Origin of the sequence: Streptomyces sp. NPDC024017 (assembly GCF_040638895.1) — a bacterium.
Lineage (GTDB): Bacteria > Actinomycetota > Actinomycetes > Streptomycetales > Streptomycetaceae > Streptomyces.
The window spans coordinates 297,866-315,443 of the sequence record NZ_JBEZYZ010000008.1 but is presented as its reverse complement, the minus strand read 5'-3'; the positions used below and the strand labels follow the sequence as shown (position 1 = coordinate 315,443).

Genomic DNA, 17,578 nt, shown 5'->3' with positions numbered 1-17,578 from the left:
CGCCGCCGCGCCCCGGTGTCCTCCACGAGTCCCGACCGTGACCGCATCGGAACCGTCCCGGGCCAAACGATCGGGGCCGTCCGGGCGTCGAAGAAGCGTCAGCAGAATCGACCCTCGGGGGATGCCCGCATGCGCACACGATCCGTACGACACCCCGCGTCGGCCCTGGCCGCACTCCTGCTGGCGGCCGCCCTCGCGCTCACCGGGTGCAGCGCCGGGGACGACGCCTCGGGCGGCAGCAGGTCCGCCGCCGACCACGGGGCGGACGACAAGGCCGTCTCGGGCGAAGCCGCGCCCGGCGGCGCCGGAAGCGGCGCGAAGGCCACGGCGCCGCCGAAGCTCGCCGCGAGCCACATCATCCGCACGGCCTCCCTGACCGTGCAGGTCAAGGACGTCCCGAAGGCCCTGGACCAGGCCCGCACCGGCGTGGAGAACGCGGGCGGCTACGTCGGCAACGAGACCACCACCCGGGACACCGAGGGCCACGAGCGCACCCGGGTCGTGCTGCGCGTGCCCGTCGAGAAGTACGACGAGGTCCTCGCCGAACTGGAGGGCTCCGGCAAACTCCTCGACCGCAGTGCCAAGGCCGAGGACGTCACCGACCAGGTCGTCGACGTGGAGAGCCGGATCAAGACGCAGCGCGCCAGCGTGGCCCGGATCCGCGAGCTGATGGACCAGGCCACCAAGCTCAGTGACGTGGTGACGCTGGAGGGCGAGCTGAGCACCCGCCAGGCCGACCTGGAGGCGCTGCTCGCCCGGCAGAAGTCCCTGAAGGACCGCACCAGCCTGGCCACCATCACCCTGTCGCTGTCCGAGACCCCGGTGAAGAAGGAGGCCAAGGACGACGACCCCGGGTTCGTGGACGCGCTCGCGGGCGGCTGGAACGCGTTCGTGACCATGCTGCGCTGGCTCGCGGTGGCCTTCGGCGCCGTGCTGCCGTTCGCGGCGGTGACCGCGCTGATCGCCCTGCTGTGGGTGCGGGTCGTACGCCCCCGCCTGCCGCGGCGTCCCGCGCCCGCGCCCGCGACGACCGCCCTGGGCCCGCTGCCGACGGCCCGGCCGGCACCGGAGTCCTCGCAGCCGCGAACCCCGGGTGAGCGGGACTGAAATGCCCTGCTCGCGTAGCGTGTTCGCATGAACATGAGCCGTACACGGGAGCGACTGGTCGTCATCGGCGGCGACGCCGCGGGCATGTCCGCGGCGTCGCAGGCGCGCCGTCTGAAGGGCCCCGACGAGCTGGAGATCGTGGCATTCGAACGGGGCCACTTCACGTCGTACTCGGCGTGCGGCATCCCCTACTGGGTGGGCGGCGACGTCACCGAGAGGGACCAGCTCATCGCCCGCACCCCCGAGGAGCACCGCGCACGCGGCATCGACCTGCGGCTGCGCACCGAGGTCACGGAACTCGACCTCGACGGGCAGCGGGTACGCGCGCGTGACGTCGAGTCCGGCGAGGAGTCCTGGACGTCGTACGACGAACTCGTGATCGCGACCGGCGCCCGGCCGATCCGGCCCGACATGCCCGGCGCCGACGCGGCCGGGGTGCACGGCGTGCAGACGCTGGACGACGGACAGGCGCTCCTCGACACGCTGGAACGCACGCGTGGCCGCCGCGCGGTGGTCGTCGGGGCCGGGTACATCGGTGTGGAGATGGCCGAGGCCCTCATCAACCGCGGCTACGAGGTGACGGTCGTCAACCGCGGCAGCGAACCCATGTCGACCCTCGACCCCGACATGGGCTGCCTGGTGCACAAGGCCATGGAGGGCCTGGGCATCACGATGGTGAACGACGCCGAGGTCACGAAGATCCTGACCGGTGACGACGGGCGGGTGCGGGCGGTGGTCACGGCAGACCGCGAGTTCCCGGCTGACGTCGTCGTGCTCGGCATCGGCGTCCGCCCCGAGACGACTCTCGCGCAGGCCGCCGGCCTTCCCCTGGGCCCGCACGGCGGTCTCCTCACGGACCGTTCGATGCGGGTGCGCGGCCACGAGAACATCTGGGCCGGCGGCGACTGCGCCGAGGTCCTCGACCTGGTCTCGGGACAGGACCGGCACGTCCCGCTCGGCACCCACGCCAACAAGCACGGCCAGGTCATCGGCACCAACATCGGCGGCGGTTACGCCACCTTCCCGGGCGTGGTCGGCACGGCGGTCAGCAAGGTCTGCGACCTGGAGATCGCCCGCACGGGCCTGCGGGAGAAGGACGCCCGCCGGGTGGGCCTGCGCTTCGAGTCGGTCACCATCGAGTCGACCAGCCGCGCGGGCTACTACCCGAACGCCTCCTCCATGACGGTCAAGATGCTCGCCGAGCACCGCACGGGCCGCCTCCTCGGCGTCCAGATCGTCGGCCGGGAGGGCGCGGGCAAGCGCGTCGACATCGCGGCGGTCGCCCTCACGGCAGGCATGACGGTGGAACAGATGACGGCCCTGGACCTGGGCTACGCCCCACCGTTCTCCCCGGTCTGGGACCCGGTCCTGGTAGCGGCCCGCAAGGCGGCGGCGAAAGTCCGCGGCACCTCGTGACGGGGTAGGCCCGTCAGGGGCGCGGGGCTGTATCAATGTGCGGCTCCGCCGCGGGCGCGACAAGCCACCACGCACCCGCGGCCGCCGACGCACCCGCGCCCCAACGGCGAAACGGCCTATGCGGTCCCCGCCGTACCGTTGATCCGGTCGATCGCCTGGCGCGCCTGCTCCGCCGGCGGCCGCGACGGCAGGGACGACACCGACGCCGAAGCAGCTGTCACCGCCGGTGGCTGCTCCCCCGCCGGCTTCGCGTGCGAGGCCACCCGGGTCGACCGCAACCGGTGGCTCACCGCCTCCTCCAACGTGACAGGCCGCCGCAACTGGGTCGCCAGCCGCCCCGCGTCCTGTCCGAGGCGGGCCACGTCCTCCCAGGGCAGCCGCACCACCAGCGTCAGCTCCGCCTCACCGTCGGGCAGTGCGTGCATCGCGGGAGTAACTCGGTCGTTCATCGCCTGTTCCTCACGTCGGCCCCGCGACCCGCCTTCCCCGCGCCGCGGGCGGTTGCCGACACATACGCACGCCCGTGCGGCCGCGTTCACCGAACCGGCCGATCGGATCCGCGTCAGCGCGCCGTCCGCGTGTGCACGTGCTCCACCAGCCGCGTCAGCGCGTCGGGGTCCGTGGACGGCATGACGCCGTGACCGAGGTTGAAGATGTGGCCTTCGAGGTCCTTCGCCGAGTCCAGGACCTCGAGGGTCTTGGACTCGACGGCCTCCGTCGGGGCGAACAGCACGGTCGGGTCGAGGTTGCCCTGGAGCGCCTTGCCGGGACCGACCCGGCGGGCGGCCTCGTCCATCGGGACGCGCCAGTCGACGCCGACGACGTCCGCTCCGGCCTCGCCCATGAGGCCCAGCAGCTCACCGGTGCCGACACCGAAGTGGATGCGCGGGACGCCGTAACCGGCCACGGCCTCGAAGACCTTCGCCGACGCGGGCAGCACCGAGCGGCGGTAGTCGACGGGGGCCAGCGCACCGGCCCAGGAGTCGAACAGCTGGACCGCCGAGGCGCCCGCCTCGATCTGCACCTTCAGGAACGCGGCGGTGATGTCCGCGAGGCGGTCGAGCAGGTCGGCCCACAGCTCGGGGTCGCCGTACATCATCGCCTTGGCATTCTCGTACGTGCGGGACGGGCCGCCCTCGACGAGGTAGCTGGCGAGGGTGAAGGGGGCCCCGGCGAAGCCGATGAGGGGCGTGGCGCCGAGCTCGCCGGTGAGCAGACCGATGGCCTCGGTGACGTAGGAGACGTCCTCGGGGGTCAGGTCGCGCAGCTGCGCGAGGTCCGCCCGGGTGCGGATCGGGCGCTCGACGACCGGGCCGACGCCGGGCTTGATGTCGAGGTCGATGCCGATGGCCTTGAGCGGGACCACGATGTCGCTGAAGTAGATCGCCGCGTCCACGCCGTGCCGGCGCACCGGCTGGAGGGTGATCTCGGTGACCAGTTCGGGCCGCATGCAGGACTCGAGCATCGGGATGCCCTCGCGCACCTTGCGGTACTCCGGCAGTGAGCGCCCGGCCTGCCGCATGAACCACACCGGCGTGTGCGGCACGGGCTCGCGCCGGCAGGCCTTGAGGAAGGCGGATTCGTACGGGGCGGACGGCTGCTGGGCCCGAGGGGCGTCGTTGGCACTCACGGGGCCAAGTTTCGCACGGCGTCCGACGGTGTGATTCAGCCCCTGGAGAGGCGCGGGGTGTCTAGCCCGGCACCCGGGCTCCGGTCCCCGTAATCTTCCCGCATGGCTGCGGCTCAGGGACGACTGTCGGACGGCGCTGGCGGAATGGACGAAGCGAAGGACACCGAGAACGACCGGCGGGAGGCGGACTCCGCCCCGCTGCCCTTCCGGGCCGCCGTCGACGCGCTCAGGGCGGCGCGGCTGCGGCCCCAGATCGAGGTCGAGCCGACGCCCCCGCCGAAGCGGCTCGCCCCCCACTCCTACGCGCTGGAGGCCGCGGTCGTCGACGGCGATCAGGACCTGGCCGACGGCCGGCTGGTGCTGCTGCACGACCCGGCCGGGCACGACGCCTGGCGGGGCACGTTCCGGCTGGTGACGCTGGTGCGCGCGGAGCTGGAGCCGGAGATGGCGGCGGACCCGCTGCTGCCGGAGGTGTGCTGGTCCTGGCTGACCGGCGCGCTCCAGACGCGCGGGCTGACGTACGGGGAGCCGAGCGGCACCGTCACGCGCGCGAGCTCCCACTACTTCGGCGGCCTGTCCGCGCGCCCGGCCGCCTCGCAGATCGAGATCCGTGCGTCGTGGACGCCGCGCGAGGGCCTGGGCGGAGTCCCGGACACGGCCGCGCATCTGGCGGCCTGGTGCGATCTGCTCGCCCAGATCGCAGGGCTGCCTCCGGCCGGCCCCGGGGACGCGTCGGTGGTGACGCTGCCTCAGCGGCGCGGACCGCAGTCCCGCTGATCGAACCCCCCTGACCGCCCCGCACTGATCGACCTTGTGCGGGGCGGTCAACCATGTCCTGCCGACGATCACACCTGAGTCCCCCTCTTGGCCGAATCACTTTGTCGATACGGCCACTTTCGACCGCGTACCGACGCAGACCGAAACCGTCCGGCCTTCGAATGATCGACCGCGTGTCCGAATTGCACGGATTGTTATCACCGAATCGTGATCATTCTCTAAAGGCGGACGGGTTCGGTGCCGAAGACGACTGTGACCTTGAAAGCACGGTTCGTCCCGGCTTCACCCCCCACGAGCCGGCCCCGTCCCGCACCCCAGGAGGCCTGGTGTCCGTTCTCCTCGAGCAGCCCGCAAGCCTGGTCGCCTACCGCCCGAACAAGCCGACCGCCATGGTGGTCGTGGCCGACCCGCGCGTCCGCTCCACCGTCACCCGCCACCTGTGGGCGCTCGGTGTGCGCGACGTCATCGAGGCCTCGTCCATCGCGGAGGCTCGTCCCCGCATCGGCAACCCCCGCGACATCTGTGTCGCCGACGTCCACCTGCCGGACGGCTCCGGCCTCACCCTGCTGTCGGAGACCCGCGCCGCGGGCTGGCCCAACGGGCTCGCCCTCTCCGCCGCCGACGACATCGGCGCCGTGCGCAACGCACTCGCCGGCGGAGTGAAGGGTTACGTCGTCACCGGCACCCGCACCAACGTCGGGCTCCCCACCCGCCCGGGCGCCGCCCCCATCGGCGCCGCCGCCGCGCGTCTGCACCGCCGCCCCCCGGGCGCCCCGAGCCACCCGGGCGGCTACCGCGAACTGTCCGGCCGCGAGGTCGAGGTGCTGCGACTGGTCGCGGAAGGCCAGTCCAACAAGGCGATCGGCGTCTCGATGGGCCTGTCTGCCCTGACCGTCAAGAGCCACCTCGCCCGCATCGCCCGCAAGCTCGGCACGGGCGACCGCGCCGGCATGGTCGCGGTGGCGCTGCGGACCGGGATCATCCACTGACCCTCCATCGTGACCCTACGTGATCATTCGTTCACGTGAACGAGACCGGCCGTCGGCCCCGTTCACTCACCCACGGTTCGTGAACCCGCCGCTTCCCCGACATGACTGGTTTGCGACCCTCGAGCGCCCGTCGACGGAACGTTCCGTCGGCGGGCGCTGTCCATACATGGATACCCTTGACAGGTGACCGACGCCCACGACACCGCAGCAGACAGCTCACTGCGAACCACCGGAGGCGCCCCTCCGGACGACGGCGGATCTTCTGCTATGGAGGCGCCGATCCCTTTGCTGGAACCACGTGAGGGCATTCCGCCCGTCATCGCGGACGAGACCGCCCTGGCCCGGATGATCGCCGCCTTCGAGGCGGGGTCCGGGCCCGTCGCCGTCGACGCCGAGCGCGCGTCCGGCTACCGCTACGGGCAGCGCGCCTACCTCGTGCAGCTGCGCCGTGAGGGCGCCGGAACGGCCCTGATCGACCCCGTGGCCTGTCCCGACCTGTCCGCCCTCGGTGATGCCCTGTCCGGCGTCGAGTGGGTGCTGCACGCCGCCACCCAGGACCTGCCCTGCCTGCGCGAGATAGGCATGGTGCCGACGCGGCTGTTCGACACGGAGCTGGCCGGACGGCTCGCCGGGTTCCCCCGGGTCGGTCTCGGCGCGATGGTCGAGAGCGTGCTGGGCTTCGTCCTGGAGAAGGGGCACTCCGCCGTCGACTGGTCGACCCGGCCCCTGCCCGAGCCCTGGCTGCGCTATGCGGCGCTGGACGTCGAGCTGCTCGTCGACCTGCGCGACGCGCTGGAGAAGGAGCTGGACCGGCAGGGCAAGCTGGAGTGGGCCCGCCAGGAGTTCGACGCGATCGCCTCGGCTCCGCCGCCCGAGCCCCGCAAGGACCCGTGGCGGCGTACGTCCGGCATGCACAAGGTGCGCCGGCGGCGGCAGCTGGCCGTCGTCCGGGAGCTGTGGCAGACCCGGGACCGGATCGCCCAGCGGCGGGACGTGTCGCCGGGCAAGGTGCTCGGGGACGCGGCCATCGTGGAGGCCGCGCTGGCGCTTCCGGCCAATGTGCAGGCACTGGCCGTGCTGAACGGTTTCGGCCACCGCGTGGGCAAGCGGCAGCTGGAGCAGTGGCAGGCGGCGGTGGACCGGGCGAAGGGGCTGAGCGAGGCGCAGCTGCCGCAGCCCGGGCAGCCGCTGACCGGCCCTCCGCCGCCGCGCGCCTGGGCGGAGAAGGACCCCGCGGCCGCGGCGCGTTTGTCCGCTGCCCGGGCCGGGGTGTCGGCGCTGGCCGAGCAGCTGAACATGCCGCAGGAGAATCTGATCACGCCGGACACGGTGCGGCGGGTGTGCTGGGAACCGCCGGCGGTGGTGGACGCCGAGTCGGTGGCGGCCGCGCTGGCAGGTCATGGCGCGCGGCCGTGGCAGGTGGAGCAGGTGACGCCGGTGCTGGTGGAGGCGCTGTCCGCGAAGGAGGCCTGAAGGCAGGGCCGGCTACTTCGTGGCCCCCCGGGTGAAACCGTTGTAGATGAACCGCTGGAGGAACAGGAAGACGACCAGAGTGGGGACGATGACCAGGATCGCTCCCGCCGAGATCGTCTCCCAGTGGGCGCCGAACGGGCCCTTGAAGCGGAACAGCGACGTCGAGATCACGCCAAGATCTTCGGAGGGCATGTAGAGGAAGGGGATGTAGAAGTCGTTGTAGACGTTGATCCCCTTCACGATCACGACCGTCGCGATCGCCGGTTTCAGCAGCGGGAAGATGACCTTGCGGTAGACCGTGAAGGCGTTGGCTCCGTCGATGCGGGCCGACTCGTCCAGGGAGACCGGGATCGAGCGGACGAACTGCAGGAAGATGTAGATCGAGACGACGTCCGTGCCCATGTAGAGGGCGATCGGCGCCCAGAGACTGTCGAACATGCCGAAGCTGTTGACGATCTGGAAGGTGGCCACCTGGGTGGTCACCCCGGGGACCAGCGCGGCGACCAGGAACAGGGCCAGGACCGACCTGCGGAAGCGGAACCGGAAGCGGTCGATGGCGTACGCGGTCATCGAGCCGATGAGGACCGTGCCGGTGATGGCGACGACCAGGATGATCGCGGTGTTGGCGAAGGCCGAGAGCATCCGGCCGTCCTGGAACGCCGTCACGTAGTTGTGGAAGTTGAACGGGTCGCCGGGGAGCGCGAGCGCCCCGCTGCCGTCCGCCATCTCCTTCTCGGACTTGAGGGAGGTCAGGAACACGGCGGCCAGCGGGAGCAGGACCACCGCGGTCGCGGCGATCAGCGACAGGTACACGAGGACGCGGGTCACCGCGCGGCGCGTCATACGAGGTCCACCTTGTCGTCGGGGGCAAGGCGCCGCTGCACCCAGGTCACCGCCAGGACGATCAGCAGCAGCACCACCGCGGCCGCCGAGGCGAGGCCCGTCTTGTTGAACTGGAACGCCAGCTTCACGGTCTGGATCACGAAGGTCTCGGTGCCGGTCGCGCCGCCGGTCATGATGTACGGGATCTCGAAGACCGACAGGGAGCCCGAGATCGAGAGGATCACGGTGAGGGACAGGACCGGCCTGATGCCCGGGGCGATGATGTAGCGGAACTGGTGCCAGCGGTTCGCGCCGTCCAGTTCGGCCGCCTCGTACAGCTCCCCGGGGATCGACTGGATCGCGCCGAGGAAGAGGACGAAGTTCAGGCCCAGGTAGCGCCAGACCGAGACGGCGGCGAGGGAGGTGTTCGCCGACGTCGGGGTGCCCAGCCAGGCGCGGTCCGTCTCCATGCCGAACAGGCTCAGCACGGAGTCGAGGGTGCCGCCGTCCTGGAAGAAGTAGAGGAAGACGAATCCGATCGCCACGCCGTTGATCAGGTACGGGAAGAACAGCACGCCCTTGAAGAAGTTCCGGAAGCGGACGTTGAAGCTGAGGATCGTGGCGAAGTAGAGCGCGGCCACGATCTGGACCACCGAGGCCGCCAGGTAGTAGCCGCTGACCCAGAAGACCTCGAACAGCTCCGAGCGGGTGAACAGTTCGGCGTAGTTCTCGGCTCCCGTGTAGTGCAGTTCGGGGCTCACCCCGTCCCAGTCGGTGAAGCTGTACGCGACCATGTTGGCGATCGGCGCGTAGGTGAAGACGATCAGGAGGGCGAGCGGGGCGAGCAGGAAGAGCCAGGGGGTGGCCCCGCGCCACAGACGTGCCCGGCGCGGGGCGGGGGCGGCGGGTGCCGCCCCCGCGACGGCCCCGGGGGCCGCCTTCTCGGTGGTGTCCGTCATCAGGACCCCAGCGACTTCCGCGTCTCGGTCCACTTCTTGCCGAGGCCGGCCAGGTAATCGTCCAGGTTGCCCTTCTTGGCACCGCGGGCGAGGTCGACGAGGTCCTGGCGGTAGTCGGGCTTGTAGATGCCGATCTCGGACTGGTTGTCGATGGACTTCACCCGGGCGCCCTCACTGTCGTCGAGGTCGAGGAGCTTCACGCCCTTCTCCTCGTACGGCTTCAGCACGGCGGGCAGCGGGGCGTCCTTGATCGGGGACAGCGCGAGGTTGTCCTGCGCGTAGCCGGACTTCTCGGTGAACCAGTCGATCCAGGCGCGGGCCGCCGCCTTGTTCTCGGAGTGGACGTTGACGGCCTGGTTGTAGTCGGGCAGCGCCACCGCGCAGAACGTGCCGTTCTTCTGGGCGGGGAAGGGCATGAACCCGATGTCGGCCGGGTCGGCACCGGCCTGCTTCGCCGCACCCTGCATCTGGATGACCGCCCAGGAGCCGAGCCACATCGTGGCGATCTCGCCCTTCGCCAGCTTGGGCTTTGACGCTTCCCAGTTGGTGGTCGTCGGGTCCTTCTCGACGAGCCCCTCGTGCACGATGTCGTACAGCAGCTCGTCGGCGGTCCGCAGGTCGGCTCCCTCGGCCCAGGGGTCGCCCTCGGCGAGTCCGGTGGTGGCCTGCTCGTCACAGCTGACGGAACCGTTGACCTGCGTCCACTGGGTGAGCGGCCACATGTCCTTGAAGTTGGTGTAGTACGGGACCGCTTCGGTCTTCGACTTGATCGTCTTCAGGTCGTCGAGGAACTCGGCGGGTGTCGTGGGCCAGTCGGTGATCCCGGCCCGCTGCCAGACCTTCTTGTTGTAGATGAAGCCCGGGACCGCGCCGAGCGGGCTCTGGCCGTAGACCTTGCCCTCGACGGTGGTGTAGTCGGTGAAGCGGTACTTCTTGCTCCGCTCGGTCCGACTGCCCAGCGAGGCGAAGAACTTGGGGTAGTCCTTCTTCTCGATGACCCCGGGGATCATGAGGACATCGCCGTAGTTCTCCGTGTTCATACGGATCTTGACTTCGCCCTCGTAGTCGGTGATGGCGTCGAACTCGACCTTCACCTTGGGGTACGTCTTGTTGAACTCGGCGGCGTACTTCTTCATCGTCCCGTCCTGCACGAGGTCGGTCCGGTGGGTGAGGACGGTGATGGTCCCGTCGACCTTGGAGGGATCGTCGGGCGCCTCGGCGTCGGCGCCTCGGGAGGAGCCTCCGGTGCCGGTGCAGCCGGAGGCCAGCAGGGCGGCGCCCACGGTGAGGGCGAGGACGGTTCGGCGGTTCATGTGCATCAGCTCCGTTCGCTGAGGGGGACTCGGGACGGACGAGCACGTGCGGTATGGCTGGTTCGGAACTCTGACAGCGTGCACTCAACCGGTAAAGTCCCAATCGCGCCAACGATGCGAAACCTACTCACGACTCTTCACTGAACCGGTTAAGGGAGTGCGCATGCTGGAGGCCACACCGCTCGGCGACGGATGGATCCTGCGGCACGACTCGGACACGCTGCCGGCCACCGTGCCGGGGTGCGTGCACACCGACCTGATGGCGGCCGGGGTGATCCCGGACCCGTTCCTCGGCCGGAACGAGACCGAGGTGGCGTGGGTGGGGCGCCGGGACTGGACGTACGAGCGGGAGATCGGCGGCCCGGGGAGACAGGAGCAGACCGACCTGGTCTTCGACGGGCTCGACACCGTCGCCGAGGTCTCCCTGGACGGGCGGCTGCTGGGGAAGGTGCGCAACATGCACCGCTCGTACCGGTTCGACGTGACGGGCCTGTCCGGGCGGCTGTCCGTGCGGTTCGTCTCCGCCTACGCCGAGGCCGAGGCCGTGCGGGGCCGGGTGGGCGAGCGGCCCGCCGCGTACGCCGAGCCCTACCAGTACCTGCGCAAGATGGCCTGCTCCTTCGGCTGGGACTGGGGGCCGACCCTGGTGACGGCCGGGATCTGGCGGCCGGTGCGCCTGGAGCACTGGTCGACGGCCCGGATCGTCCGGGTGCGCCCGCTGGTCACCGTCGAGGAGGGCACGGGCGTCGTCGAGCTGGCCGTCGACGTCGAGCGGACCCGGGTGGAGGCCCCACTGGCCGTGGAGGCGACCGTCGCGGGAGTGCGGGCGCGGGCCGAGATCGAGGGTTCGGGCGGGGTCGTACGGCTGCGGGTGCCGGACGCGCGGCTGTGGTGGCCGCGCGGATATGGCGAACAGCCGCTCTACGACGTCGAGTTGAGGCTGCTGCACGGCGACGACGCCCTGGACGTGTGGCGGCGGCGGATCGGCTTCCGGACGGTGGAGCTGGACCGGCGGCCCGACGCCCACGGCACCGGCTTCACCCTCGTCGTCAACGGCGAGCGGCTCTTCGCGCGGGGCGTCAACTGGATCCCCGACGACGTCTTCCCGTCCCGGATCAGCCGCGAGCGCTACCGGGAGCGGTTGGAGCAGGCGGCCGGTGCGGGCGTGGATCTCGTCCGGATCTGGGGCGGCGGGATCTACGAGAGCGAGGACTTCTACGACGCCTGCGACGAGCTCGGCCTGCTGGTCTGGCAGGACTTCCCGTTCGCGTGCGCGGCCTACCCGGAGGAGCAGCCGCTGCGCGGCGAGGTGGAGGCCGAGGCGCGGGAGAACGTCGTACGGCTGATGCCGCATCCGTCGCTCGTGCTGTGGAACGGCAACAACGAGAACCTGTGGGGCTTCCGGGACTGGGAGTGGGAGCCGCGGCTGGCCGGGGACTCCTGGGGCGAGGGCTACTACCTGGGCGTCCTGCCGCGCGTGGTCGCCGAGTTGGACCCGACCCGGCCGTACACCGCGGGGAGCCCCTGGTCCGGGTCCTGGCGGCACCACCCGAACGACCCGGCGCACGGCACCCACCACTCGTGGGAGGTGTGGAACCGGGAGGACTACGCGGACTACCGGCTGAGCGTGCCGCGGTTCGTCGCCGAGTTCGGCTGGCAGGCGCCGCCCGCGTACAGCACGCTGCGCCGCGCCCTGCCCGGGGAGGAGCTGGCGCCGGACTCCCCCGGCATGCTGCACCACCAGAAGGCCGAGGACGGCAACGGCAAGCTGGAGCGGGGCCTTCAGCACCATTTCGTCGTGCCGGACGGGGACTTCGGCCGGTGGCACTACCTCATGCAGCTCAACCAGGCGCGGGCGGTCGCGGCCGGGATCGAGCACTGGCGCTCCCACTGGCCGGTGTGCGCGGGCACGATCGTCTGGCAGCTCAACGACTGCTGGCCGGTGACGTCCTGGGCGGCGATCGACGGGGACGGCCGGGAGAAGCCGCTGTACCACGAGCTGAAACGGCTGTACGCGGACCGGTTGCTGACGCTGCAGGCGCAGGACGGCCGGCTGGTGCTGGCCGCCGTCAACCAGTCGGCCGGGGACTGGACGGGGACGCTCACCCTGCGCCGGATGTCCGTCGAGGGTGAGGTGATCGGGGAGAGCCGTGCGGGGCTGGCGGCCGGGGCGCGGAAGGTGGCCCGGGTGGACGTGCCGCCCGAGCTGACGCCCGTCGGGCCGAAGGAGTTCCTGGTCGCGGACGCGGACGGGCTGCGGGCGCTGCACTTCCCGGTGCCCGACCGCGACGTCCCCTACCCCGCCCCGCAGTTCGAGGTCGCGCTCGCCCCGGGCGGGATCACGGTGACCGCCCGCACCCTGGTCCGGGACCTGCTGCTCCAGGCCGACCGGCTGGACCCGGAAGCACGGGCCGACCGGGGGCCGGTCACGCTGCTGCCGGGCGAAGAGGTGACCATCGGGGTGCGCGGCTGGAAGACTCCGGACGCGGAGACTGCTCGTTCGGCCCTGTACTGCGTGGAGCCCACCCGATGACGGCAACGCCTGCCCCTCGCGTCACCATCAAGGACGTCGCCGCACGCGCGGGTGTGTCCAAGGGTGCCGTGTCCCTCGCGTTCAACCACAAGCCGGGCCTGTCGGAGGCCACCCGGGACCGGATCTTCCTCGCGGCGCGGGAGCTGGGCTGGGCGCCGAGCCTCACGGCGCGGACGCTGGCCGGATCGCGGGTGGACGTGGTGGGGCTGGCGGTGTGCCGGCCGGCGCGGATGCTGGGGCTCGAACCCTGGTACATGGAGTTCGTCTCGGGCGTGGAGAGCGTGCTGGCCGAGCACTCCAGTTCGCTGCTGCTGCGGCTCGTACGGAACATGGACGAAGAGGTGGGCGTCCAGGAGGCGTGGTGGCGGGGGCGGCAGATCGGCGGGTCGATCCTCGTCGACTTCCGCGCGGACGACCCGCGGGCGGCCATGACGGAGCGGCTCGGGATGCCGGTGGTCGCCGTCGGGCACCCCTCGCTGACCGGGGGGCTCACATCGGTGTGGACGGACGACGCCACGGCCGTGACGGAGGCGGTGCGGTATCTGGCCGCGCTGGGGCACCGGCGGATCGCCCGGGTCGGCGGGGCGGCGGACCTCGGGCACACGGCGATCCGGACGTCGGCGTTCGACGAGGCCGCGGGGGCGCTGGCGCTGGCCGGGGCGTGGCAGGTCGCGACGGACTTCTCGGGGGACGCGGGGGCGCGGGCGACGCGGTCGCTGCTGACCGCGGCGCCGGCGGACCGGCCGACCGCGATCGTGTACGACAACGACATCATGGCGGTGGCGGGGCTGTCGGTGACGGCGGAGATGGGCCTTCGGGTGCCGGAGGACGTGTCGCTGCTGGCCTGGGACGACTCCCAGCTGTGCAGGCTGACGCACCCGACCCTGTCGGCGATGAGCCATGACGTGCACGGGTTCGGCGCGGAGGTGGCCCGGACGCTGTTCTCCGTGATCACCGGGGCCGCCGAGGCGCCCGGGTCGCACCCCGTGCCCACGCCGGTGCTGACGCCGCGGGGGTCCACAGCGCCCCCGAAGGTGTGACGTTCACCGCTCCCCACGTCAGGACTGTGCAGCTACGTTACTCATAAGTAGCATGGGCCCTGAGCGCGCGCTCAGCGCATCGCAGCAGCAATGCAGATCCTGACCCTGGAGGAGAGCCATCGTGCCTCGTACCGTCAGGGACGTCGTCTTCGTCGACGGCGTCCGCACCCCGTTCGGCAAGGCGGGCCCGAAGGGCATCTACCACGAGACCCGTGCCGACGACCTCGTCGTGAAGGCGATCCGGGAGCTGCTGCGCCGCAACCCCGGACTCGACCCCAAGAAGATCGACGAGGTCGCCATCGCCGCGACCACGCAGATCGGTGACCAGGGCCTGACCCTCGGCCGCACCGCCGGGATCCTCGCCGGTCTCCCGCAGTCCGTGCCGGGCTACTCCATCGACCGCATGTGCGCCGGCGCCCTGACGGCCGTGACCGCGGTCGCCGGTTCCGTCGCCTTCGGTGCCTACGACGTCGCCATCGCCGGCGGTGTCGAGCACATGGGGCGCCACCCCATGGGCGAGGGCGTGGACCCGAACCCGCGGTTCGTCTCCGAGAAGCTGGTCGACGAGTCGGCCCTGTTCATGGGCATGACCGCGGAGAACCTGCACGACCGCTACCCGCAGATCACCAAGCTGCGCGCCGACGAGTACGCCGTGCGCTCCCAGGAGAAGGCCGCCAAGGCGTACGCCAACGGCAAGATCCAGGCCGACCTGGTGCCGGTCTCGGTACGCCGCACCTCCCCCGAGGCCGGTGAGACGGGCTGGGGCCTGGTCACCGCCGACGAGCCGATGCGCCCGGGCACCACGCTGGAGAACCTCTCCGGCCTGAAGACCCCGTTCCGTGTGCACGGCCGGGTCACCGCCGGTAACGCGGCCGGTCTGAACGACGGCGCCACCGCCTCGCTCATCGCCTCCGAGGACTTCGCGCGGGAGCACGACCTCCCCGTGAAGATGCGCCTGGTCTCCTACTCGTTCGCGGGTGTCGAGCCGGAGGTCATGGGCTACGGCCCGATCCCGGCGACGGAGAAGGCGCTGGCCCAGGCGGGCCTGTCGATCTCCGACATCGGCCTGTTCGAGATCAACGAGGCCTTCGCCGTCCAGGTCCTGGCCTTCCTCGACCACTACGGCATCGCCGACGACGACGAGCGCGTCAACCAGTACGGAGGCGCCATCGCCTTCGGCCACCCGCTGGCCTCCTCGGGCGTCCGCCTGATGACGCAGCTGGCGCGCCAGTTCGAGGAGCAGCCGCACGTCCGCTACGGCCTGACCACCATGTGCGTCGGCTTCGGCATGGGCGCGACGGTCATCTGGGAGAACCCGCACTTCGAGGGGGACAAGTGAGCACCACCGCCGAGCTTCTGAAGCAGGCTTCCGAGCTGTTCCCGGACGAGGTCGTCACGAGTGCGCACGTACGCCACTTCGACCTCCCCCTGGGTGCCGGGCGTTTCGCCCTGATCACCTTGGACAACGGCCACGACCACACCAAGCCGACCACCTTCGGCCCGGCCTCGCTGGCGAACCTGAACGCCGCCATCGACCAGGTCGAGAAGGAGGCGGCGGACGGCGAGATCATCGGTGTCGGCATCACCGGCAAGCCGTTCATCTTCGCGGTCGGCGCCGACCTCAAGGGCGTGGAGATCCTCAAGGAGTACGAGCACGCGCTCGCCATCGGCAAGGGCGGCCACGAGGTCTTCAAGCGGTTGTCGAAGCTGGCCGTGCCGAGCTTCGCGTACTACAACGGCGCCGCGATGGGCGGCGGTGTCGAGGTCGGTCTGCACTGCACCTACCGCACCGTCTCCGCGGCCGTGCCGGCGTTCTCGCTGCCCGAGGTCTTCCTCGGCCTGGTGCCCGGCTGGGGCGGCTGCGCGCTGCTGCCGAACCTGATCGGCCCCGAGAAGGCCGTCTCGGTGATCATCGAGAACAGCCTCAACCAGAACAAGCAGCTCAAGGGCAAGCAGGTCTACGAGCTCGGGATCGCCGACGCGATCTTCGAGGGCGCGGACTTCCTGGAGCAGTCGCTGATCTGGACCGCCGCCGTCCTCAAGGGCGAGCTGGAGATCGAGCGCCCGGTGATCGACCGCGGTGAGGCCTGGGACCAGGCCGTCGCCAAGGGCCGCTTCATCGCGGACTCCAAGGTGCACGGCGCCGCCCCGGCCGCCTACCGCGCCCTGGACATCATCGCCGCCGCCAAGAACGGCGACCTCCAGCAGGGCTACGACGCCGAGGACAAGGCCCTCGCCGACCTCATCATGGGCGGCGAACTGCGCTCCGGCATCTACGCCTTCAACCTGGTGCAGAAGCGCGGCAAGCGCCCGGCCGGCGCCCCGGACAAGTCCCTGGCCCGCCCGGTCACCAAGGTCGGTGTCGTCGGCGCCGGTCTGATGGCCTCCCAGCTCGCGCTGCTGTTCCTGCGCCGCCTGGAGGTGCCGGTCGTGCTGACCGACATCGACCAGGAGCGCGTCGACAAGGGTGTGGGCTATGTCCACGCCGAGATCGACAAGCTGCTCGGCAAGGGCCGCATCAACCAGGACAAGGCCAACCGCCTCAAGGCGCTGGTGTCCGGTGTGCTGGACAAGGCCGAGGGCTTCGCGGACGCGGACTTCATCATCGAGGCCGTGTTCGAGGAGATCGGCGTCAAGCAGCAGGTGTTCGCGGAGGTCGAGGCGGTCGCCCCGGCGCACGCGATCTTCGCGACGAACACCTCCTCCCTCTCCGTCTCGGAGATGGCGTCGAAGCTGAAGAACCCCGAGCGGGTCGTGGGCTTCCACTTCTTCAACCCGGTCGCGGTCCTCCCGCTCCTGGAGATCGTGCGCGGCGAGAAGACCGACGACGCCTCCCTGGCCACGGCCTTCGCCGTCGCCAAGAAGCTGAAGAAGACCGCGGTCCTCACCAAGGACGCCCCGGCGTTCGTCGTGAACCGCATCCTGACCCGCTTCATGGGCGAGATCCAGAACATCATCGACGAGGGCACCCCCGTCGAGGTCGCCGAGAAGGGCGTCGAGCCGCTCGGTCTGCCGATGTCGCCGCTGGTCCTGCTGGAGCTCGTCGGCCCGGCGATCGGCCTGCACGTCTCGGAGACGCTCAACCGGGCGTTCCCGGACCGCTTCACGGTCTCCCCGAACCTCGCCGCCGTCGTCAAGGCGGGCAAGCGCGGTTTCTACGTCTACGACTCCGGCAAGCCGGAGCTGGACCCCGAGGTCGCCGCGCTGCTGAAGCAGGGCGACAAGGTCCTGACGGAGGAGCAGGTCCGCGACCGCGTGCTCGACGCGGTGGCGCAGGAGATCGGCATCATGCTCGACGAGGGCGTCGTCGCCGAGGCGCAGGACATCGACCTGTGCCTCATCACGGGCGCCGGCTGGCCGTTCCACCTGGGCGGCATCACGCCGTACCTGGACCGCGAGGGTGTCTCCGAGCGCGTGAACGGCAAGAGGTTCCTGGCCCAGGGCGTCGCGAGCGTCCCGGCGTAACGCGTAACCCCTGAGGGGGGTGGGGCGTACGGTAACAATCCGTGCACCCGCCCC

14 protein-coding genes are annotated in these 17,578 nt (G+C 70.9%); 9 read left to right on the top strand and 5 right to left on the bottom strand.

Features of this window, described 5'->3' with window-relative positions; all coding sequences use genetic code 11:
- Positions 1–129: 129 nt before the first annotated feature.
- Positions 130–1,107 carry a DUF4349 domain-containing protein gene (locus tag AB0G20_RS23400; protein WP_361305525.1) on the top strand — a complete coding sequence of 326 codons (978 nt, stop codon included), beginning with the start codon at positions 130–132 and terminating at the stop codon, positions 1,105–1,107.
- A 27-nt stretch (positions 1,108–1,134) separates the two neighbouring features.
- Entirely contained in the window at positions 1,135–2,523 is a 1,389-nt protein-coding gene (locus AB0G20_RS23395) for an FAD-dependent oxidoreductase (RefSeq protein WP_361305523.1), read from the top strand.
- 116 nt (positions 2,524–2,639) lie between these two features.
- Here AB0G20_RS23395 and AB0G20_RS23390 read toward each other — a convergent pair whose 3' ends face one another.
- Both AB0G20_RS23390 and hemE read right to left on the bottom strand, forming a co-directional pair.
- Positions 2,640–2,972: a hypothetical protein gene (locus tag AB0G20_RS23390; RefSeq protein ID WP_361305521.1), complete on the bottom strand. Its 333-nt coding sequence runs from the start codon at positions 2,970–2,972 to the stop codon at positions 2,640–2,642.
- 113 nt (positions 2,973–3,085) lie between these two features.
- Positions 3,086–4,153: a uroporphyrinogen decarboxylase gene (gene hemE / locus AB0G20_RS23385; RefSeq protein WP_361305519.1), complete on the bottom strand. Its 1,068-nt coding sequence runs from the start codon at positions 4,151–4,153 to the stop codon at positions 3,086–3,088.
- Positions 4,154–4,255: 102 nt separating this feature from the next.
- Here hemE and AB0G20_RS23380 point away from each other — a divergent pair, with 102 nt between their 5' ends.
- The 3 genes from AB0G20_RS23380 to AB0G20_RS23370 all read left to right on the top strand — a co-directional run bounded on the left by AB0G20_RS23380 (position 4,256) and on the right by AB0G20_RS23370 (position 7,392).
- A complete protein-coding gene (locus AB0G20_RS23380) occupies positions 4,256–4,930 on the top strand; it encodes a DUF3000 domain-containing protein (RefSeq protein ID WP_361305517.1) in 675 nt (224 codons plus the stop codon).
- 326 nt (positions 4,931–5,256) lie between these two features.
- Positions 5,257–5,919 (top strand): response regulator transcription factor, encoded by a 663-nt coding sequence (locus AB0G20_RS23375; RefSeq protein ID WP_003993737.1) that lies wholly within the window; start codon positions 5,257–5,259, stop codon positions 5,917–5,919.
- Between the two features lie 183 nt (positions 5,920–6,102).
- Positions 6,103–7,392: a ribonuclease D gene (locus AB0G20_RS23370; protein WP_361305515.1), complete on the top strand. Its 1,290-nt coding sequence runs from the start codon at positions 6,103–6,105 to the stop codon at positions 7,390–7,392.
- A gap of 12 nt (positions 7,393–7,404) precedes the next feature.
- Here the strand turns inward: AB0G20_RS23370 and AB0G20_RS23365 are convergent, their stop codons facing one another.
- From AB0G20_RS23365 to AB0G20_RS23355, 3 genes are read right to left on the bottom strand one after another with little or no spacing between them, the layout of a single operon-like run.
- On the bottom strand, positions 7,405–8,235 hold the full coding sequence (locus tag AB0G20_RS23365) for a carbohydrate ABC transporter permease (protein ID WP_361305513.1): 831 nt from the start codon (positions 8,233–8,235) through the stop codon (positions 7,405–7,407).
- Positions 8,232–9,173 (bottom strand): sugar ABC transporter permease, encoded by a 942-nt coding sequence (locus AB0G20_RS23360; RefSeq protein WP_361305511.1) that lies wholly within the window; start codon positions 9,171–9,173, stop codon positions 8,232–8,234. The genes AB0G20_RS23365 and AB0G20_RS23360 overlap by 4 nt, the downstream gene beginning before the upstream one ends.
- Positions 9,173–10,486 (bottom strand): ABC transporter substrate-binding protein, encoded by a 1,314-nt coding sequence (locus tag AB0G20_RS23355; protein WP_361305509.1) that lies wholly within the window; start codon positions 10,484–10,486, stop codon positions 9,173–9,175. The genes AB0G20_RS23360 and AB0G20_RS23355 overlap by 1 nt, the downstream gene beginning before the upstream one ends.
- A 163-nt stretch (positions 10,487–10,649) precedes the next feature.
- Between AB0G20_RS23355 and AB0G20_RS23350 the strand changes: the two genes are divergently transcribed.
- From AB0G20_RS23350 to AB0G20_RS23335, 4 genes are all read left to right on the top strand, one after another.
- Positions 10,650–13,019: a glycoside hydrolase family 2 protein gene (locus AB0G20_RS23350; RefSeq protein WP_361305507.1), complete on the top strand. Its 2,370-nt coding sequence runs from the start codon at positions 10,650–10,652 to the stop codon at positions 13,017–13,019.
- Positions 13,016–14,059: a LacI family DNA-binding transcriptional regulator gene (locus AB0G20_RS23345; RefSeq protein WP_361305505.1), complete on the top strand. Its 1,044-nt coding sequence runs from the start codon at positions 13,016–13,018 to the stop codon at positions 14,057–14,059. The genes AB0G20_RS23350 and AB0G20_RS23345 overlap by 4 nt, the downstream gene beginning before the upstream one ends.
- A gap of 121 nt (positions 14,060–14,180) precedes the next feature.
- The gene (locus AB0G20_RS23340) at positions 14,181–15,398 is read left to right on the top strand and encodes an acetyl-CoA C-acyltransferase (protein WP_361305503.1); all 1,218 of its coding nucleotides are present in this window, start codon (positions 14,181–14,183) and stop codon (positions 15,396–15,398) included.
- The gene (locus AB0G20_RS23335) at positions 15,395–17,524 is read left to right on the top strand and encodes a 3-hydroxyacyl-CoA dehydrogenase NAD-binding domain-containing protein (RefSeq protein ID WP_361305501.1); all 2,130 of its coding nucleotides are present in this window, start codon (positions 15,395–15,397) and stop codon (positions 17,522–17,524) included. The genes AB0G20_RS23340 and AB0G20_RS23335 overlap by 4 nt, the downstream gene beginning before the upstream one ends.
- Positions 17,525–17,578: the final 54 nt, after the last annotated feature.